This is a genomic window from Reyranella sp. CPCC 100927 (assembly GCF_007859315.1).
Taxonomy (GTDB): Bacteria; Pseudomonadota; Alphaproteobacteria; order Reyranellales; family Reyranellaceae; genus Vineibacter.
In genome coordinates, this window is record NZ_VOHA01000001.1 from 1,027,852 (window position 1) to 1,046,888 (window position 19,037).

Annotated in this window: 14 protein-coding genes; 11 read left to right on the forward strand and 3 right to left on the reverse strand. The window is 67.3% G+C overall.

What is annotated here, in order from left to right; genetic code table 11:
• Positions 1-65: 65 nt before the first annotated feature.
• Positions 66-1,439: a carbohydrate porin gene (locus FQU96_RS04680; RefSeq protein ID WP_146539648.1), complete on the reverse strand. Its 1,374-nt coding sequence runs from the start codon at positions 1,437-1,439 to the stop codon at positions 66-68.
• Positions 1,440-1,536: 97 nt separating this feature from the next.
• Here FQU96_RS04680 and FQU96_RS04685 point away from each other — a divergent pair, with 97 nt between their 5' ends.
• The 7 genes from FQU96_RS04685 (at position 1,537) to lpdA (ending at position 11,959) form a co-directional block, all read left to right on the forward strand.
• The gene (locus FQU96_RS04685; protein WP_146539649.1) at positions 1,537-2,397 is read left to right on the forward strand and encodes an alpha/beta fold hydrolase; all 861 of its coding nucleotides are present in this window, start codon (positions 1,537-1,539) and stop codon (positions 2,395-2,397) included.
• Between the two features lie 214 nt (positions 2,398-2,611).
• On the forward strand, positions 2,612-3,577 hold the full coding sequence (mdh, locus tag FQU96_RS04690; protein WP_146539650.1) for a malate dehydrogenase: 966 nt from the start codon (positions 2,612-2,614) through the stop codon (positions 3,575-3,577).
• A gap of 233 nt (positions 3,578-3,810) precedes the next feature.
• Positions 3,811-5,007, forward strand: coding sequence for an ADP-forming succinate--CoA ligase subunit beta (sucC, locus tag FQU96_RS04695; protein ID WP_146539651.1), 1,197 nt, complete (start codon positions 3,811-3,813; stop codon positions 5,005-5,007).
• The gene (sucD, locus tag FQU96_RS04700) at positions 5,007-5,882 is read left to right on the forward strand and encodes a succinate--CoA ligase subunit alpha (protein ID WP_146539652.1); all 876 of its coding nucleotides are present in this window, start codon (positions 5,007-5,009) and stop codon (positions 5,880-5,882) included. Before sucC ends, sucD begins: the two co-directional genes overlap by 1 nt.
• Positions 5,883-5,963: 81 nt before the next feature.
• The gene (locus tag FQU96_RS04705; RefSeq protein ID WP_146539653.1) at positions 5,964-8,861 is read left to right on the forward strand and encodes a 2-oxoglutarate dehydrogenase E1 component; all 2,898 of its coding nucleotides are present in this window, start codon (positions 5,964-5,966) and stop codon (positions 8,859-8,861) included.
• 234 nt (positions 8,862-9,095) lie between these two features.
• The gene (gene odhB, locus FQU96_RS04710; RefSeq protein ID WP_146539654.1) at positions 9,096-10,328 is read left to right on the forward strand and encodes a 2-oxoglutarate dehydrogenase complex dihydrolipoyllysine-residue succinyltransferase; all 1,233 of its coding nucleotides are present in this window, start codon (positions 9,096-9,098) and stop codon (positions 10,326-10,328) included.
• Positions 10,329-10,546: 218 nt separating this feature from the next.
• Entirely contained in the window at positions 10,547-11,959 is a 1,413-nt protein-coding gene (lpdA, locus tag FQU96_RS04715) for a dihydrolipoyl dehydrogenase (protein WP_146539655.1), read from the forward strand.
• A gap of 185 nt (positions 11,960-12,144) precedes the next feature.
• Here the strand turns inward: lpdA and FQU96_RS04720 are convergent, their stop codons facing one another.
• Complete coding sequence (locus FQU96_RS04720; RefSeq protein ID WP_146539656.1) at positions 12,145-12,693, reverse strand: carboxymuconolactone decarboxylase family protein; 549 nt, start codon at positions 12,691-12,693, stop codon at positions 12,145-12,147.
• An 84-nt stretch (positions 12,694-12,777) separates the two neighbouring features.
• Here FQU96_RS04720 and FQU96_RS04725 point away from each other — a divergent pair, with 84 nt between their 5' ends.
• Both FQU96_RS04725 and FQU96_RS04730 read left to right on the forward strand, forming a co-directional pair.
• Positions 12,778-13,131 (forward strand): helix-turn-helix domain-containing protein, encoded by a 354-nt coding sequence (locus FQU96_RS04725; RefSeq protein WP_146539657.1) that lies wholly within the window; start codon positions 12,778-12,780, stop codon positions 13,129-13,131.
• Positions 13,132-13,263: 132 nt separating this feature from the next.
• Positions 13,264-14,736, forward strand: coding sequence for an MFS transporter (locus FQU96_RS04730; protein WP_146539658.1), 1,473 nt, complete (start codon positions 13,264-13,266; stop codon positions 14,734-14,736).
• A 452-nt stretch (positions 14,737-15,188) separates the two neighbouring features.
• On the opposite strand, the gene FQU96_RS04735 is transcribed toward FQU96_RS04730, so the two are convergent.
• Positions 15,189-15,755, reverse strand: coding sequence for a TetR/AcrR family transcriptional regulator (locus FQU96_RS04735; RefSeq protein ID WP_146539659.1), 567 nt, complete (start codon positions 15,753-15,755; stop codon positions 15,189-15,191).
• Between the two features lie 65 nt (positions 15,756-15,820).
• Here FQU96_RS04735 and FQU96_RS04740 point away from each other — a divergent pair, with 65 nt between their 5' ends.
• Together FQU96_RS04740 and FQU96_RS04745 are read left to right on the forward strand one after the other, a co-directional pair.
• Positions 15,821-17,233 (forward strand): 4-hydroxyphenylacetate 3-hydroxylase N-terminal domain-containing protein, encoded by a 1,413-nt coding sequence (locus FQU96_RS04740; RefSeq protein WP_146539660.1) that lies wholly within the window; start codon positions 15,821-15,823, stop codon positions 17,231-17,233.
• 180 nt (positions 17,234-17,413) lie between these two features.
• On the forward strand, positions 17,414-18,994 hold the full coding sequence (locus FQU96_RS04745) for an acyl-CoA carboxylase subunit beta (protein ID WP_178130310.1): 1,581 nt from the start codon (positions 17,414-17,416) through the stop codon (positions 18,992-18,994).
• Positions 18,995-19,037: the final 43 nt, after the last annotated feature.

Below are 19,037 nucleotides of genomic sequence, written 5' to 3' on the forward strand. Positions count from 1 at the left end.
TGTCAGGCAAAAGCAACACTTTCGCCTTGATGCGGGCGAGACGCCCGCGCTCCCAGGGAAGTCATTCAATACTGAATCGTCGTGCGCAGGCCGATCACCACGGCATCCTTGATGCGGCGCGGCGCGTGGGTCGGATGGGCGGTGCCGCCGCCCGGCCGCCGGATGTACTGGACATCGGGTTGCACGCTCCATCCCGGCACGATCTGCGCCAGGTAGGTCGCCTCGACCAGGAGTTCGCCGGATCGGATCGGGGCCGAGGGGGCGAGGGCACGGTCATCGCGGTCGTGGGCGCGGGCGCCGCGCGAGAGACGGCTGTAGCCGAAGGCGATGCCGGCGATATCGTCCGGGCGCGCCGCCAGCACGCCTTTGAAGCTGACGCCGCCGTCGGCATAGAACGAGACCTCGTTGCGATCGCCCGGGCTGGTCGAGACGCGCGCGAAGGCCGCGATGCCGCGCCCGCTGTCGGGTGTGCGCCACAGCGTCTGGTCGACGATGGCGTAGAAGCCCCCGTTGCCGCGATGCCGGCGCGCGATGCCTGAGCCGGCGGGATCGTTGAGCGCCAGGCCGTCGATGGCGAACCGCCGGTCATCGAAGCGGCCGGCGTGGTACCAGCCGCCGGCCTTGATGGTGCCCGGCAATCCTTGTTTGTCCTGGTTGTAGGCCCACGACGCCTCGCCGATGAAGAACGGTGCGTTGTGCAGCGGAAAGCGGATGCCGTGCTGGTTGTGGCGCAGCGGCTCGCCGCTGCCGCCGCCGGACGGATCGCCGTTGAAGACGGCCGCCAGCACCGTGACGCCGGGCGCCGGCACCAGCTTCACGCGCACGCCGGGCGTGGCCCAGGGATAGGAGATGCCGCCGCCCGGCAGGTTGGCGCTGGTGGTGGTCGGCCAGCCGAACGTGCCGTTGATGAACAGCGACGCGGTGTCGCTGACCATGAACTCGCTGTCCGCCGCCAGTTGGCCGGCGCGCACGGCGAGCATGCCGTCGAACAGCGTCTGCTCCAGCCACAGCTCGACCAGCCGGGTCGCCGGCAGCGCCTCGATGCTGCTCGTCGTCATCAGGTTGCCGACCAGCCGCCGCGTCGGGCCGCGGCCGTGCAGCTGGACGGCATTGGCGTGGAACGCCAGACCGGACAGGCCCGCCAGCGTCGCAAGATCGATGTCGACCTGCAGTTCGAGCTTGCCCTCGTAGACCGTGCCGCGCTTGAGGCCGCCGCGCACGGTGCCGAACACCTCGCCGGTGTAGCTCAGGCCATAGGTGATGCCCTTCTCGCGCAGCGTCGCGCGCACGCCGCCGGGGTCGCCAAGGGTCCCCAGCGATGGCGCGATCGAGGGCGGTGGCGGCGGTGCCGGATCCGCCGGTGCCTGGGCCAGGGCGCCGGATACAAACCCCGGCAATACCAGCGCGGCAGCGATGCGCCGCGTTGCGTTGACAGCCATGCGATGATGCCTCCCCCTCGGCATCAGCCTAAAAGCAACATCGTTTCAGCCATGTGTCCTTTCAGGATACGGTCCCGATCAGCACGCGGAGAAGGGCATGCCCGAATTGCAGCGTATCGCCACGGCCGGCGGTCTCGTCTTCGACACCTGGATCGACGGACCGGCGGACGGTCCCCTGGTCGTGCTGCTGCATGGCTTCCCGCAATCGCGACATACGTGGCGGCACCAGCTGCCGGCGCTGGCGGCGGCCGGCTATCGTGCCGTGGCGCCCGACCAGCGCGGCTACTCGCCGGGTGCGCGGCCGGACCCGACCGATCTGACGAACTATCATTACGACAAACTGATCAGTGACGTGATCGCACTGGCGGCGGCCTGCGGGCAGGCCGCGGGCCGGTTCCACCTCGTGGGTCATGACTGGGGCGGCCAGGTGGCCTGGGGCGTCGCCGACCGCCACCCCGACCGGCTGGCCTCGCTCACCATCCTGTCGCGGCCGCACCCGTCGGCCTTCGTGCAGGCCCTGCAGGCGTCCGACGGTGACCAGAAGCACCGCTCGCGCCACCACCGCGCCTTCCTCAGCGCCGAAACCGCGGGCCTGCTGCTGGCCGACGATGCGCGCCGGCTGCGCCACAGCCTGGCCGAGGCCGGTGTACCGCCCGAGGCGGCAGCCGACTATCTCGCGGTGCTGGGCACGCCGGCGGCGCTGGAGGCGGCGCTGGCGTGGTATCGCGCCCAGGCCGAGCTGCGGGCGTCGCTGGGCAAGATCACGGTGCCGACGCTCTATCTCTGGGGCGACGCCGATGCGACGGTGGGCCGCATGGCGGCCGAGGGTACCGCTGCATTCGTGACCGCGCCGTTCCGCTTCGAGGTGCTGCCCGGCATCGGTCACTTCATCACCGATCAGCTCGTCGACAAGGTGAACGACATGCTGTTGGCCCATCTGAAAGCGTTTCCCGTTTGATCCTCCCCACGCAGTGGGGCGGTGCCCGAAGGGCGGAGGGGATCCGTGGCGATCTTGGTAATAGAGACCACGTCGGGTCCCCATCTGCCCTTCGGGCACCTTCCCGCGTTGCGGGGAAGGGAATTCTGGCCATTTTTTCCGCATCGGCGCTGTGCTTGCCGGTGTGGGGGAATCGCGCTACTAGCGCCGCCTCAGCAGACCGAAGGAGATCGATATGGCCCGCAGGAAGATCGCGCTGATTGGCGCCGGCCAGATCGGCGGCACGCTTGCGTTGCTCGCCGGCCAGAAGGAATTGGGCGATGTCGTCCTGCTCGACATTCCCGACTTCGAGGGCGTCGCCAAGGGCAAGGCGCTCGACATCGCGCAACTGTCGCCGGTGGCGAAGTTCGATGCCGGCTACAGCGGCACCTCGAACTACGCCGACATCAAGGACGCCGACGTGGTCATCGTCACCGCCGGCGTGCCGCGCAAGCCCGGCATGAGCCGCGACGACCTGATCGGCATCAACGCCAAGGTCATCGGCGCCGTCGGCAAGGGCATCAAGGAAAACGCCCCCAACGCCCTGGTCATCGTCATCACCAACCCGCTCGACGCCATGGTCGGCCTGATGCAGGAAGTCACCGGCTTCCCGGCGGCCCGCGTCGTGGGCATGGCCGGCGTGCTCGATTCGGCGCGCTTCCGCTACTTCCTGGCCGAGGAGTTCAAGGTCTCGGTCGAGGACGTCACCGCCTTCGTGCTGGGCGGCCACGGCGACACCATGGTGCCGCTGGTGCGCTACTCGACGGTGGCCGGCATCCCGCTGCCCGACCTGGTGAAGATGGGCTGGACCACGCAGGAGCGCCTGGACAAGATCGTGCAGCGCACCCGCGACGGCGGCGGCGAGATCGTCGCCCTGCTGAAGACCGGCTCGGCCTTCTATGCGCCGGCCGCCTCGGCGATCGCCATGGCCGAGAGCTACCTGAAGGACAAGAAGCGCCTGCTGCCCTGCGCCGCCCTGCTGAACGGCGAATACGGCATCAAGGGCCTCTATATTGGCGTACCCGTGATCATTGGTGCCGGCGGCGTCGAGAAGATCGTCGAGGTGTCGATGAACGCCGAGGAAAAGGCGATGTTCGACAAGTCGGTGGCCGCCGTGCGCGGCCTGGTCGACGCCACCAAGAAGATCGTGGCCGCCGGCTGAGCCGCCCGCCATCCCGCCAAGGCTTTCGTCAGACCCCTGCTACATCGTTGATGGGCAGGGGTTTTTCGTTGGCGATCGCGATGGCAGGGGTTCTGGTTGACATTGCGCCGTAAGGGTATAGTGCTACGCTCAACAGCGTCTGGGGTGGGTTGTCACAAGAGACTTAGGCGTTTTCCTTCTGCCGAGTGACGGCTCAACATGACGTTTCCGTTCAACCCGCCGACCAGGTTTCCATGAATATCCACGAATACCAGGGCAAGGCATTGCTCGCGAAATTCGGCGTGGCGATCCCCAAGGGATTTGTCGCGTACACGGCGGCGGAGGCGGTCGAGGCGGCCCGCAAGCTGCCCGGTCCGGTCTACGTGGTGAAATCGCAGATCCATGCCGGCGGCCGCGGCAAGGGCCGCTTCAAGAACGATCCCGACGGCAAGGGCGGCGTGCGCGTCGTGAAGTCGGTCGACGATGTCGGCGCGCAGGCGGCGGCCATGCTGGGCCAGGTCCTGGTCACCAAGCAGACCGGCCCGGCCGGCAAGGAAGTGAAGCGGGTCTTCATCGAGGAAGGCTGCGACATCAAGCGCGAGCTCTACCTGTCGCTGCTGATGGACCGCGCCACCAGTCGCGTCACCATCGTCGCCTCGACCGAGGGCGGCATGGACATCGAGAAGGTGGCGCACGAGCAGCCCGAGAAGATCGTCAAGGTCGCCATCGACCCGATCGCCGGCTACCAGCAGTTCCACGGCCGCCAGGTCGCCTTCGCGCTGGGCCTGGAAGGCAAGCAGATCAACACGGCGGTGAAGCTGATCGGCGCCCTTTACAAGGCGTTCGTCGAGCTCGACTGCTCGCTGGTCGAGGTCAACCCGCTGATCGTCACCGGCGGCGGCGATGTCATGGCGCTCGACGCCAAGGTGAACCTCGACGACAACGCGCTCTACCGCCACAAGGAATTCGCCGAGCTGCGCGACGAGAGCGAAGAGGACCCGGCCGAGCTCGAGGCCACCAAGCACGACCTCAACTACGTCAAGCTCGACGGCAACATCGGCTGCATGGTGAACGGCGCCGGCTTGGCGATGGCCACCATGGACATCATCAAGCTCTATGGCGGCGAGCCGGCCAACTTCCTCGATGTCGGCGGCGGCGCCACGCGCGAGCGGGTCACCACGGCGTTCAAGATCATCCTGTCGGATCCCAACGTCGAGGGCATCCTGGTCAACATCTTCGGCGGCATCATGCGCTGCGACGTGATCGCCGAGGGCGTCGTGGCGGCGGCGCGCGAGGTCAGCCTGCACGTGCCGCTGGTGGTGCGGCTGGAAGGCACCAACGTCGAACTGGGCAAGAAGATCATGCGCGAGTCCGGCCTGCCGATCCTGTCGGCGGACAATCTCGGCGAGGCCGCCGAGACCGTGGTCAAGGCCGTGCGGGAGGCGAAGTAATGGCCGTCCTGGTCGACAAGAACACCAAAGTCATCTGCCAGGGCTTCACCGGCTCGCAGGGCACGTTCCACTCCGAGCAGGCGATCGCCTACGGCACCAAGATGGTGGGCGGCGTGACGCCGGGCAAAGGCGGCACCAAGCACCTCGACCTGCCGGTGTTCGACACCGTCAAGGAAGCCGTCGAGGCGACCGGTGCCAATGCTTCGGTGATCTACGTGCCGCCGGCCTTCGCGGCTGACGCCATCCTGGAGGCGATCGACGCCGGCGTGGCGCTGGTGGTGACCATTACCGAGGGCATCCCGATCCTCGACATGGTGGCCGTGAAGCGCGCGCTGGCCGGTTCGGGCACGCGCCTGATCGGCCCCAACTGCCCGGGCGTGATCACGCCCGGCGAATGCAAGATCGGCATCATGCCGGGCCACATCCACAAGCGCGGCAAGATCGGCATCGTGTCGCGCTCGGGCACGCTCACCTACGAGGCGGTGTCGCAGACCACGGCCGCCGGCCTGGGCCAGACCACCTGCATCGGCATTGGCGGTGATCCGGTGAACGGCACCAGCTTCGTCGATTGCCTCGACATGTTCGTGCGCGATCCGGAGACCGAGGGCATCGTCATGATCGGCGAGATCGGCGGCGATGCCGAGGTCAAGGGCGCCGAGTTCCTCAAGGCCAGCCGCACGAAGAAGCCGGTGGTCGGCTTCATCGCCGGCCGCACCGCGCCGCCGGGCCGCCGCATGGGCCATGCTGGTGCCGTTATTTCGGGTGGTAATGACACCGCCGCGTTCAAGGTCGATGCCATGCGGGCCGCCGGAATCCACGTCGTCGATTCTCCGGCCGCGCTGGGCACCGGCATGCTCGAGGCGATGGGCAAGTAGACCTGGGAGCGCGGGCGTCCCGCCCGCTTCATGAGGCGGGCGGGACGCCCGCGCTCCCGGGATTCCAGACGAGAGGTCGTCATGCAACAGGCCGAACGGACTTCCTTCCTGTACGGCGCCAACGCGGCTTTCATCGAAGAGCTGTTCGGGCGCTACGCCCGGGATCCCAATTCGGTCGATGAAAGCTGGCGCACCTTGTTCGACGAGCTGGCCGCCGAGCAGCCGGCCCTGCTGCGCGAAGCGGCTGGCGCCAGCTGGGCGCCCAAGGAAACCAAGGTGATCGGCGTCGCCGACGCCGACATGCGGCCGCTGGCCGCCAACGTCAATCTGACGGCCAACGGCCACGCCGCGGCCGAGCCGGTGATCTCGCAGGACCAGGTGCGGGCGGCGGCGCTCGATTCGGTGCGGGCCCTGATGCTGATCCGCGCCTTCCGCATCCGCGGCCACCTGCAGGCCAACCTCGACCCGCTGGGCCTGACGCCCAAGCCCTACCATCCCGAGCTCGATCCCAAGACCTACGGCTTCGGCGACAACGACTGGGACCGGCCGATCTACATCAACGGCGTGCTCGGCCTGGGCGATCAGGCGACCTTGCGCCAGGTCATGTCGCGCCTGCAGAAGACCTATTGCGGGCCGATCGGCGTCGAGTTCATGCATATCGGCGATCCCGACCAGAAGGCCTGGATCCAGGAGCGCATCGAGAACATCGAGAACCAGACCGAGTTCACCGAGCTGGGACGCCGCACGATCCTGCAGCGCATCATCGAGGCCGAACACCTCGAGAAGTACCTGCATGTGAAGTTCGTCGGCACCAAGCGCTTCGGGCTGGACGGCGGCGAATCGCTGATCCCGGCGCTGGAGCAGATCGTCAAGCGCGGCAGCACCTTGGGCGTGAAAGAGGTCGTGATCGGCATGCCCCATCGCGGCCGGCTGAACACGCTGGTGAACTTCCTGGGCAAGAACTACACGGCGCTGTTCTCCGAGTTCCAGGGCAAGGCCTCTTACCCCGAGGAGCTGCGCGGCTCGGGTGACGTGAAGTACCACCTCGGCGCCTCGTCGGACCGCGAGTTCGACGGCAATGTCGTGCACCTGTCGCTGACCGCCAACCCTTCGCACCTCGAGGCCGTGAACCCCGTGGTGCTGGGCAAGGTGCGTGCCAAGCAGGACCAGCGTCACGACAAGGAACGCGCCTCGGTGATGGGCCTCCTGATGCACGGCGACGCCGCGTTCGCCGGCCAGGGCCTGGTCGCCGAGGGCCTCGATCTCAGCGACCTGAAGGGCTACCGCACCGGCGGCACGGTGCATTTCGTGGTCAACAATCAGATCGGTTTCACCACGTCGCCGACCTACGCCCGTTCGGGGCCGTATTGCACCGAGGTGGCCAAGATCGTGCAGGCGCCGATCCTGCACGTGAACGGCGATGATCCCGAGGCCGTGGTGCATTCCGCCCGCATCGCGGTCGAGTTCCGCCATCGCTTCAAGCGCGACATCGTCATCGACATGTTCTGCTACCGTCGCCACGGCCACAACGAGGGCGACGAACCGATGTTCACGCAGCCTTCGATGTACAAGGCGATCGGCCAGCATGCCTCGGTGCAGGAAGTCTACGCCAAGCGCCTGGTCGAGGAGGGTGTCGTCTCCCAGGCCGAGGTCGACGGCATGGTCGCCGACTTCCGCAAGAAGCTCGACGACTCGTTCACCGCCGCCGCCTCCTTCAAGCCCAACAAGGCCGATTGGCTGGAGGGCAAGTGGTCGGGCATGACCATCGCGCCCGGCGAGGAGGACCGCAAGGGCGAGAGCGCGGCCGACATCGGCCTGCTGCGCGAAGTCGGGCTGGCGATCTCCAAGCGGCCGGAAAATCACGACACCAACCGCAAGATCCTGCGCCAGCTCGAAGACAAGCGGAAGATGATCGAGAACGGTGAGGGCATCGACTGGGCCACCGCCGAAGCGCTCGCCTTCGGCACCCTGCTGGTCGAGGGCACGCCGGTGCGGCTGTCGGGCCAGGATTCCGGCCGCGGCACCTTCTCGCAGCGCCATTCGGTACTGGTCGACCAGGTCAACGACAACCGCTACGTGCCGCTCAACAACATCCGGCCCGCCGAGCAGGCGCACTACGAGGTCATCGACAGCCCGCTGAGCGAGGCCGGCGTGCTGGGCTTCGAGTACGGCTACACCCTGGCCGAGCCCAACGCGCTGGTGCTGTGGGAGGCGCAGTTCGGCGACTTCGCCAACGGCGCCCAGGTCATCATCGACCAGTTCATCAGCCCGGGCGAGAGCAAGTGGTTCCGCTTCTCGGGCCTCGTGCTGCTGCTACCGCACGGCTACGAAGGCCAGGGGCCCGAGCACTCGTCGGCCCGCCTGGAGCGCTATCTGCAGCTGTCGGGCGAGGACAACTGGCAGGTCTGCAACATCACGACGCCGGCCAACTACTTCCACGCGCTGCGCCGCCAGGTGCGCCGCAGCTTCCGCAAGCCGCTCGTGATCATGACGCCCAAGTCGCTGCTGCGGCACAAGGACTGCATCTCGCGGCTGGAGGACATGGCGGGCACCAGCAGCTTCCACCGCGTGCTGCCCGAGACTGACAAGATCGCCGCCGACGCCAAGATCCGCCGCGTGCTGCTGTGCTCGGGCAAGGTCTACTACGATCTCGTGGCCGAGCGCCGCAACCGCAAGATCGACAACGTCGCGATCCTGCGCGTCGAGCAGCTCTATCCGTTCCCCTTCACCGCCACCGCCAAGGAACTGCGCCGCTATCGCAACGCCGAGGTGGTGTGGTGCCAGGAGGAGTCCGAGAACATGGGGGCCTGGCACTTCATCGATCGCCGCATCGAGCGGGTGCTGACCGACCTCGACATCAAGGCCAAGCGCCCGGTCTATATCGGTCGCAAGGAGTCGGCGTCGCCGGCCACCGGCCTCTTGAAGAACCACACCAAGGAACAAGCCGAACTCGTCGACCGCGCACTGACGGTCGAGTGAGCAACCATCGTCCCGTGCATAGCGAAAAACGTCACCACAGAGACACAGAGGACGCAGAGTGACACAGAGAAACATGTCAGCGCGCCAGCGGCGCGCGGTCTCTTCTCTCCTCTGTGTTCCTCCGTGCTCTCTGTGTCTCTGTGGTGAAACTCTTTTGTCGCAAACGTACCGTCGCATTTGATTGGCGCACCGCAGGTCCGTCGCTGCACGCAGGACGATATCTAGAGGATCATCATGGCGATCGAGATCAAGGTTCCCACGCTGGGCGAGTCGGTAACCGAAGCGACCGTGGCGCAGTGGTACAAGAAGGAAGGCGAGGCGGTCGCCGTCGACGAGGCGCTCTGCGCGCTGGAAACCGACAAGGTGACGGTCGAGGTGAACGCCGCCTCGGCCGGCGTGCTGGGCAAGATCCTGGCGCCGGAAGGAACCACGGTCCCGGTCGGCGCCACGCTCTGCCTGATCGAGGCTGGCGCGGGGGCCGCCGCGCCGGCCGCCAAGCCCGCCGCGCCGGCGGCCGACACCAAGCCTGCATCGCCGCCGCCGGCGGCAGCGCCCGCACCGGCGGCACCGGCCAACCTGGCGGCCTCGGGCCCGGCGGCGCGCAAACTGGTCGCCGACAACAATCTCGATCCAGCCGCGGTTCCGGCGACCGGCAAGGACGGCCGTGTCACCAAGGCCGATGTCGTGACCTTCCTGGCCTCGGGTGCGTCTGCGCCGGCACCGGCCGCCGCCAAACCGGCCGCGCCGTCGGGACCGCGTCCGCGGGCCGAGCGCGAGGAGCGGGTGCGCATGTCGCGCCTGCGCAAGACCATCGCGACCCGGCTCAAGGACGCCCAGAACAACGCCGCCATGCTGACCACCTTCAACGAGGTGGACATGACGGCGGTGATGGCGCTGCGCGACCGCCTGAAGGACGATTTCGAGAAGAAGCACGGCGCCCGGCTGGGCTTCATGTCGTTCTTCGTGAAGGCCTGCGTGGCCGGTCTGAAGGAGATCCCGGCCGTCAACGCCGAGATCGACGGCGACGACGTCATCTACAAGAACTACTACGACATCGGTGTCGCGGTGGGCACGCCTGCCGGGCTGGTGGTGCCGGTGCTGCGCGACGCCGATGCGCTGGGTTTCGCCGGCGTCGAGAAGGGCATCGCCGAACTCGGCAAGAAGGCGCGCGACGGCAAGCTCAGCATCGCCGAGCTGAGCGGCGGCACCTTCACCATCTCCAACGGCGGCGTCTACGGCTCGCTGATGTCGACGCCCATCCTCAACCCGCCGCAGTCGGGCGTGCTGGGCATGCACAAGATCCAGCAGCGCCCGATGGTGGTGGGCGGCGAGATCAAGGTGCGGCCGATGATGTACCTGGCGCTCACCTACGATCACCGCATCATCGACGGTCGCGAGGCGGTCACCTTCCTGGTGCGCGTCAAGGAGTGCATCGAGGATCCCGAGCGCCTGCTGCTGGAGGTGTGATGTCCTTCTCCCCTCGAAGGCGGGGAGAAGGTGCCCGTTACGGTACTTCGACGCTTTGCGTCGAAGTACCTGAGGCGGATGAGGGGCTTCGCGATGCCGATGCAAACGTGACGGCCACGACCGGGACCCTCAAGACGACCGCCAAGCCCCTCATCCGGCGCTGCGCGCCACCTTCTCCCCGCATGCGCGGGGAGAAGGGATGATCCAAGGACCAAGCCATGGCCAGCGAAACCTACGATCTCGTCGTCATCGGTGCCGGCCCCGGCGGGTACGTGTCGGCGATCCGCGCCGCGCAGCTGGGCCTGAAAGTGGCCTGCGTCGAGAAGCGTGCCACCCTGGGCGGCACCTGCCTCAATGTCGGCTGCATCCCGTCCAAGGCGCTGCTGCAGTCCTCGCACGTGCTCGAGGAGACGACGCACGACCTGAAGACGCACGGCATCATCGTCGGCGACGTGAAGCTCGACCTGGCGCAGATGCTGAAGCGCAAGGATGAGGTGGTGGGCGCCACCACCAAGGGCGTGGCCTTCCTGTTCAAGAAGAACAAGGTGGCGTCCTTCACCGGCACCGCCCGTATCGAGGCGCCGGGCAAGGTCGCCGTGTTGGGCGACGATGGTGCGGTGACGCAGACGCTGGAGGCCAAGCACATCCTGATCGCATCAGGCTCCGAGGTGGCGCCGCTGCCCGGCGTGACGATCGATGAAAAGACCGTCGTGTCGTCGACCGGCGCGCTGGAACTGCAGGCCGTACCCAAGCGCCTGGTCGTGATCGGCGCCGGCATCATCGGGCTGGAGCTCGGTTCGGTCTGGCGCCGCCTGGGCAGCGAGGTGACGGTGGTCGAGTTCCTCGACCGCATCGCACCCGGCGTCGACAACGAGATCACCAAGCACTTCCAGCGCGCGCTGGAGAAGCAGGGCCTGAAGTTCAAGCTCGGGCGCAAGGTGACCGGCGTTGTGCCGGGCAAGGACGGCATCGTCGTGACGCACGAGCCGGCGCAGGGTGGTGCCGCCGAGCAGCTGACCGTCGACGTGGTGCTGGTCTGCATCGGCCGGCGGCCTTATGTCGAGGGCCTGGGTCTCGACAAGGTCGGCGTGAAACTCACCGATCGCGGCCGCATCGCCGTCGATGGCCATTTCCAGACCAGCGTGCCCGGCATCTACGCCATCGGCGACGTGATCGATGGTCCGATGCTGGCGCACAAGGCGAGCGAGGACGGCGTTGCCTGCGTCGAGACCATCGCCGGCCAGAAGGGCCATGTCGATTGGGACAAGGTGCCGTCCGTGGTCTACACCCAGCCCGAGGTTGCCTGGGTGGGCAAGACCGAGGAACAGCTCAAGGCCGCCGGCGTCGCCTACAAGGTCGGCAAGTATCCCTTCACCGCCGATCCGCGCAGCCGCGCCAACAACCGCACCGATGGGTTCGTGAAGGTGCTGTCGGACAAGACCACCGACACCGTGCTGGGCGTGCATATCTTCGGCGCCGAGGCCGGTACCATGATCGCCGAGGCGGTGCTGGCGATGGAATACAGCGCCTCGGCCGAGGATATCGGCCGCGTCTGCCACGCACACCCCACGGTCAGCGAGGCCATGAAGGAAGCCGCGCTCGCCGCCTGGGACAAGCCGATCCATCTTTGATCTCCTCTCCCGCTCGCGGGAGAGGAAGGGGCCCATCGTGCGTAGCGCGATGGGAAGGTGAGGGCCCAAGGACGAGGTGCCTCGTCCTTAATCCCTCACCTCGGTGTATCGGCCGAAGGCCGATACACCTGACCGCGCGCTTGCGCGCGCGTCGACCTCTCCCGCTCGCGGGAGAGGTGAAGACGTCAATCCGGAAACCGCGCCGCCCACGGCTCCTGCGGCAGGCGCAGGCCGGTGCAGAAATATGACACCGTGCGATAGAAGCCGCAGAGCGCGATCAACTCGAGGATCTGCGCGTCGCTGAAATGCACGCGCAGCGTCGTCCACAGGCCGTCCGAGATCGCCGCCGTGTCGTGCAGTTCGTCGGCCAGGCGGATGGCGGCGCGCTCGTCTTCGGCCCAGCACGCGGCATCGGCGCCGTCCCGCACCGTGGCCCGCTGCTGCTCGGCGGTGAGCTCGACACGTTCGGCGAAGATCGCGACGTGCACGCCCCATTCGTATGCGTTGCCGCAGCGGGCGCAGACGCGGTCGATCACGATCTCGCGCAGCCGTAAGGGCACCGGCCCCTTGTCGAGCAGGGAGCCGGCGCGGAACTTCTCCCAGATGCGCGGACAGGTGGCCAGCGTGCGGAACAGCACCAGCGGCGTCATGTCGGGCGGCATGATGCGGTCGAACGCGGCCTGTGCCTCGGCCGGATAGGGTGGTTCGAGCGGCGCGATGCGCGGATCGGCCATGGCGGTCTCCTTGCTGTTTGCTACGGAAAACGTAGCGATACGTTTTCCGTAGCGCAAGGGGGTGACGCGACATAATCTGCGGCCATGTCCGCCGCCCGTTCGACCAAACGCGTCGCCACGCCCGTGCCCGGCCGGCCGGTCCGCGGCTCGACCACCGGCCGACCGATCATGGCGCTGCTCGACCTGCTGGGCCGACGGTGGGTGCAGCGCATCATCTGGGAACTGCGCGGCGAGGCGCTGAGCTTCCGCGCCCTGCGCGCGGCGTGCGATGACGTCAGCCCTTCGGTGCTCAATGCCCGGCTGGCGGATCTGCGCACTGCCGGCCTCGTGGAATTGACCGACGCCGGCTATTGCCTCACCGCCGATGGCCAGTCCCTGCTGCGGCTGATGCTGCCGCTGCACGACTGGGCCGAGCGCTGGGCCCGGCGGTGGCGATAGGGCGGGAACCATTGGTCTGGGGCTGCGTTAGCGTCCAATGGCCCGGGAGCCTGGGCCTTCGGCCCGCATCCGGGCCAGAAAAGTTGCTTTCGCCTGATATGAAGGCGGGAAACTCTTGCCGTCAGGGGATCAGTGCAGGAACGCGTTGCCACCACGCACGCCCAGGGCACGCAAACCCAGGGTGCGATCGTCGAAACCGACGTGCCGGCACGGCTCGACCGCCTGCCGTGGAGCGGTTTTCACTGGCTGGTGATCACGGCGCTGGGCGTCACCTGGATCCTGGACGGGCTCGAAGTGACCCTGGTCGGCGCGTTGTCCGGCGCCATCCATGAAAGTCCCTCGCTGCGTCTCTCCAGCACCGAGATCGGCCTGACGGCCAGCGCCTACCTGGCCGGGGCGGTGCTGGGTGCCCTGTATTTCGGCCATCTCACCGACCGGCTGGGGCGCAAGAAACTCTTTACCCTTACCGTGCTGGTTTATGCGCTGGCGACGGTGGCCAGCGGCTTCGCCTGGGATTTCTGGTCGTTCGCCGCCTTCCGTTTCATCGCTGGCGCCGGTATCGGCGGTGAATATTCCGCCATCAACTCGGCGATCCAGGAGCTGATCCCGGCCCGCCGCCGCGGCTACACCGATCTCGTGGTCAACGGCAGCTACTGGCTGGGTGCTGCGATCGGCGCGGCCGGTTCGCTGGTCGCGCTGAACCTCGACGGCGTGTCGGCCGAGCAGGGCTGGCGCGGCGCCTTCATCATCGGCGGCGTGATCGGCCTGGTCGTGATCGTGCTGCGCCGCTTCCTGCCCGAAAGCCCGCGCTGGCTGATGACGCACGGCCAGCCCGAGGAAGCCGACCGCGTGGTGCGCGGTATCGAGGCGCGCGTCGAGCGCCAGTGCGGACCATTGCCGCCGGTGGTCGGCCCGCCGCTGCGGCTATGGCGCGACCATCGCGTCGACATGATGCAGATCGCGCGCTCGCTGTTCGTGAGCTACCCGCGGCGCACTACGCTCGGCATTACGCTGATGGCGGCGCAGGCCTTCTGCTACAACGCCATCTTCTTCACCTATGCGCTGATCCTCACCAAATTCTACAACATCGCCTCGGGTGACGTCGGCTGGTTCATGCTGCCGTTCGCCATCAGCAATTTCATGGGGCCGCTGCTGCTGGGCTCGCTGTTCGACACCATCGGCCGCAAGACCATGATCGCGGCGACCTACGCCATCTCCGGCATCCTGATGGCGATCAGCGGCCTGCTGTTCCAGCAGGGCATGCTCGACTCGGTGGGCCTCACGATCGCCTGGACCGCGATCTTCTTCTTTGCCTCGGCCGCCGCCAGCTCGGCCTATCTCACCGTCAGCGAGAGCTTCCCGCTGGAAGTGCGCGCCATCGCCATCGCCATCTTCTACGCCTTCGGCACGGCACTGGGCGGCATCGGTGGTCCGGCCCTGTTCGGCGCCCTGATCGAGACCGGCTCGCGCACCGAGGTGATGTGGGGCTACATCTTCGGCGGTGTGCTGATGGTGATCGCCGCCATCGTCGAGCTGATTCTCGGCATCCAGTCCGAATGCCGCCCCCTGGAAGAAGTCGCCCGCCCCCTCTCGAGCTGCGACTGATACGGACCAGGACTGTCATCCCGAGCGTAGCGAGGGATCTTCTGAAGATGGCGTGCGGTGCATCGGTCCCTCGTTGCGCTCGGGACGACAGCAGGCAGCGAATCACCTTTCTCTGATCGTCGGTGCTAGCGCGGCACAGCGCAGCCGTTGGCCGCAACCAAAGTGTGGCGAAGCGAGTGCGTGATGGCGCTAGTGACGGGTCGGACCGCGTCGCTCCAGCGACGCCCCGACGCGCAGCGGCGGATCATGAGCGCCGCTGGAGCGGCGCGGTCCCAGCCGTCGCCAGGACGGCATTCACTGGCCGGACCACCGCAAGGAGAATCATCGCAGCGCGCGACGATTCTGGAAGTCAGTAGTAGAGAGGGCACCGAGAAACACAGAGAAGACCTGCCGTGCTCCCAGGGCGCGCATTCTGTCCCTCTGTGCTCTCTGTGCCTCTATGGTGAACCTTCTCACAACGTCGGTGCATCGCGCGTCAGGAACGACAGCGTCTCCTTGAAGAAACGCTTGCCGGCCGGCGGCGAGGCGGCCTCGATGCGGGCCACGTTGGTCGACAGCAGGATGCGGGCGCGCAATGCCGCCTCGTGGCGCGGGTAGCCCAGGTCGCGGAAGGCCTCGGCCAGGAACGCCAGCACGATGCGTTCTGCACTGCGCATGGTCGCGGCGGCGCGGGCATCCGTGGCGGCCCAGATGCGCATCGCCGAGTCGAGCCGGAACAGCCGTGTCTTGATGCTGAGGCTGCGGATGCGCCGCATTCGGGCCAGGGGATCGGCGTCGGCCGCCTGCCGCAGCGCGTCCCTGACCTGGTCGGCGGTGAAGTGCTCCGCCAGCGCACTCAGGTAGGCCTCGAAGTCGGTGAAGTGGTGATAGAAGCTGCCGGTCGAGACGCGCAGGTGCTTCGTCAACGCCGCCAGTTTCAGGCCGGCAATGCCGTTTTCGCAGAGGATCTCCTGGCCGGCTTCGAGCCAGTCTAGTCGGCTGAGGCGGCCGTTGCGCCGGATCCGTTGTCGGCTTGTCATTGCCAGACCATAAGATAAGTTATGTTATGCTAGTGTAGAAGCCAGGGAATGAACAGGAGGAAACGATGGGCCTGAAGACCGCCGAGCAATATGTCGCCAGCCTGCGCGACGGGCGCGTCACCTATTGGGACGGCGAGCGCATCGACGACATCACCACCCATCCACGCTTTCGCGTGCCGATCGCCGTGGCATCGCGCGACTATATGTACGACGACCCCAAGGTCGCCGCGTTGCGCAGCTTCGTGGCCGAGAACGGCGAGCGTGCGCACCGCATCTTCCAGGTACCGCGCAGCGAGGCCGATCTCGCCCAGCGCGTCGAGCTGATGTATCACACCTCGATCGTCGGTCTGGTGAGCGGCGTCTACATGGCGCTGATGAGCGTCAAGGACGCGGTCGCCAAGGTGAACCCGCAGTACGCCGCCAATATCGAGGCGATGTACCGCCATGCGCGCGACAACGACCTGCGCGCCGCCGAGGTGATCACCGACGCCAAGGGCGACCGCAAGCGCAAGGCGCACGAACAGGACGATCCCGACCTCTACCTGCGCATCGTCAAGCGCACGGACGAGGGTATCGTGGTGCGCGGCGCCAAGCTGCACATCACCGGCGCCTCGCTGTGCCACGAGCTGGTGGTGATGCCGACCAAGGGCATGCGGCAGGACGAGACCGACTACGCCGTGTCGTTTTCGATCCCGGTCAACACCAAGGGCGTCAAGATCATCAACCGCAGCTTCGCGCCGGCCGAGCTCAATGAGTTCGACTACCCGGCCAGCGCCCATCACAGCATCCCCGAGGGGTTCGTCGTCTTCGACGACGTCTTCGTGCCGTGGGATCGCGTGTTCCTCGCCGGCGAGGTGCAGCTCGCCAGCATCTTCGCGCAGTCGCTGGGCCTGTGGGAGCGCACCGGTGGGCTGGTCGAAGCCGTGCGCATGGCTGAGATTTTCGTCGGTCTGGCGCAGCTGGTGACCGAGCAGCAGGGCAAGGATCGCGATCCCATCGCGCAGAATTCGGTGGCCGAGCTGATCAGCTACGCCGAGATGCTGCGCATGAGCCTGGACTATGCCTGCAGCCACTACGAGCGCACGCCGTCGGGCATGATCCATCCCAACGTGCTGGCGGTGAACGTCGCCAAATACTACTACGCCGCCAACTACCACCAGATGATGCGCTACGTGCACGACCTGGGCGGCGGCCTGGTGATCACCCTGCCGCTGGAAGCCGATTTCAGGAACGAGGAATCGGGCCAGTATCTGCGCAAGTACCTGCGCAGCGTGCCCGGCGTCGAGGCCGAGACGCGCATGCGGGTCTACAACCTGATCCGCGACCTCACGGCCGACGCCTATGGCGGCTGGCAGTTCGTGGTCGCCCTGCAGGCCGGCGGCGGGCTGAACGCCCAGCGCATCATGATGCACCGCACCTACAACATGGCCAGCGCCAAGGCCAAGGCCCTGGCTGCGGCGGGCGCCACAACGCATTGACGTCAATCTTCCTCCCCAGCTTTGCTGGGGAGGTGCCCGAAGGGCGGAGGGGAGCCGACGTGGTCCATGTCACGAGGACCACGTGGGCTCCCCCTCCGGCTCAGGTACTTCGACGCAAAGCGTCGAAGTACCGAAACGGCCACCTCCCCCACTGCGTGGGGAGAGATTCAAGAGGCATCGATGACAAACCCCGACAAGACCATGCGCGACCTGATCGACAGCATCGCCGCCGCCCGCGCGACGCTCGACGACTCGGCCCGTGCCCCCGCCATCGACAAGCTGCATGCGCGCGGCAAGCTGAGTGCGCGCGAGCGCGTGGCGCGCCTGGTCGATCCGGGCTCCTTCACCGAGATCGGCGGACTGGTGGCCGAGGATGACGAGCAGGGTAGCGGTGCCGACAACCGAGCCCGCTCGCCGGCCGACGGCGTGGTGGTGGGCACGGCCCGCATCGATGGCCGGCCGGTCATGGTGCTGTCGCAGGATTTCTCGGTCTTCGGTGGCAGCATCGGCAAGCTGGGCAGTGCCAAGACACGGCGCGCCGTGCAGATCGCCGTCACGTCGGGCCTGCCGCTGGTCTTCATCCTGGACGGTGGTGGCCATCGCATCCAGGACGGCCAGGACGCACGCCATTTCGCTCATGCCAACGGCATGTTCCACGACATGGCGCGCGCCTCGGGCTGGATTCCTGTCGTGGCGCTCATGCTGGGCGCCGGCTTTGCCGGTCCCACCAACTACGCCGGCCTCGCCGACTTCGTCGTGATGGTGCGCGGGCTGTCGACCATGGGCTTGGCCGGCCCGGCACTGGTCAAGGCGGCGACCGGCGAGGACATCGACACGCTGGCGCTGGGCGGCGCTGAGATCCAGGTCGACAAGCAGGGCCTCGCCGATCTGGGTGTCACCGACGAGGACGCAGCCTTCGCCGCGGCGCGTCGCTTCCTGTCCTATCTGCCCGGTAATGCGCGCGCGGCAGCGGCGATCACATCATGCGATCAGCCGGCCGGGCCCGTCGGCGATGCCATCCTCGATCTCGTGCCGGTCTCCACCCGCAAGGCCTACGACGTGCGCAAGGTTCTGGCGCTGATCGCCGACACCGGCAGCGTGTTCGAGATCAAGCCGACCTTTGCCGGCAACCTGGTGACGGCGTTCGCGCGGCTGGATGGACGGCCGGTCGGCCTGATCGCCAACCAGGCCCTGCGCCTGGGCGGCATGATCGACGCCAATGCCTGCGACAAGGGCGCCCACTTCATCGCGCTGTGCGATGCCTTCGGCCTGCCGCTGATCTCGTTCATCGACGTGCCGGGCTTCGCCATCGGCTCCGGTGCCGAGCGCACCAACCTGGGTCGCCGCAGCGCCAAGCTGATCTACGAATGGGGCCATGCCAGCGTGCCGCGCATCTCGGTGGTGCTGCGCAAGGGCTATGGGCTGGGCTATTTCGCGATGTGCGGTGGCCGCAGCTTTTCGGCTGACGCGGCGTTCGCCTGGCCCAGCGCCGAGATCTGCGCCATGTCGATCGAAGGCGCCATCGATGTGGCCTACCGCAAGGAGGTCCAGGCCGCAGCAGATCCCCAGGCCCGCCGCCAGCAGATGATCGACGAGACCCGCACGCGGGTGGGCGCCCTGCGCGGCGCCGAAGGCTTCGGCATCGACGACGTCATCGACCCGCGCGACACCCGCCGTCGCCTGATCGAGGTGCTGGCGCGCGCCCAGCCGCGCCGCCCCAACGACCACCCGCCGAAGTTCCGCTCGATCACACCGATTTGACGTGGCCAAGGTGCGTTCAACGTGTCGAACGTGTGCGGCGGCG

Bases quoted from the DNA above. Each gene is read 5' to 3' on its own strand.
- FQU96_RS04680 (WP_146539648.1), bottom strand. From the start codon at position 1,439: ATGGCTGTCAACGCAACGCGGCGCATCGCTGCCGCGCTGGTATTGCCG.
- FQU96_RS04685 (WP_146539649.1), top strand. From the start codon at position 1,537: ATGCCCGAATTGCAGCGTATCGCCACGGCCGGCGGTCTCGTCTTCGAC.
- mdh (WP_146539650.1), top strand. From the start codon at position 2,612: ATGGCCCGCAGGAAGATCGCGCTGATTGGCGCCGGCCAGATCGGCGGC.
- sucC (WP_146539651.1), top strand. From the start codon at position 3,811: ATGAATATCCACGAATACCAGGGCAAGGCATTGCTCGCGAAATTCGGC.
- sucD (WP_146539652.1), top strand. From the start codon at position 5,007: ATGGCCGTCCTGGTCGACAAGAACACCAAAGTCATCTGCCAGGGCTTC.
- FQU96_RS04705 (WP_146539653.1), top strand. From the start codon at position 5,964: ATGCAACAGGCCGAACGGACTTCCTTCCTGTACGGCGCCAACGCGGCT.
- odhB (WP_146539654.1), top strand. From the start codon at position 9,096: ATGGCGATCGAGATCAAGGTTCCCACGCTGGGCGAGTCGGTAACCGAA.
- lpdA (WP_146539655.1), top strand. From the start codon at position 10,547: ATGGCCAGCGAAACCTACGATCTCGTCGTCATCGGTGCCGGCCCCGGC.
- FQU96_RS04720 (WP_146539656.1), bottom strand. From the start codon at position 12,693: ATGGCCGATCCGCGCATCGCGCCGCTCGAACCACCCTATCCGGCCGAG.
- FQU96_RS04725 (WP_146539657.1), top strand. From the start codon at position 12,778: ATGTCCGCCGCCCGTTCGACCAAACGCGTCGCCACGCCCGTGCCCGGC.
- FQU96_RS04735 (WP_146539659.1), bottom strand. From the start codon at position 15,755: ATGACAAGCCGACAACGGATCCGGCGCAACGGCCGCCTCAGCCGACTA.
- FQU96_RS04740 (WP_146539660.1), top strand. From the start codon at position 15,821: ATGGGCCTGAAGACCGCCGAGCAATATGTCGCCAGCCTGCGCGACGGG.
- FQU96_RS04745 (WP_178130310.1), top strand. From the start codon at position 17,414: ATGACAAACCCCGACAAGACCATGCGCGACCTGATCGACAGCATCGCC.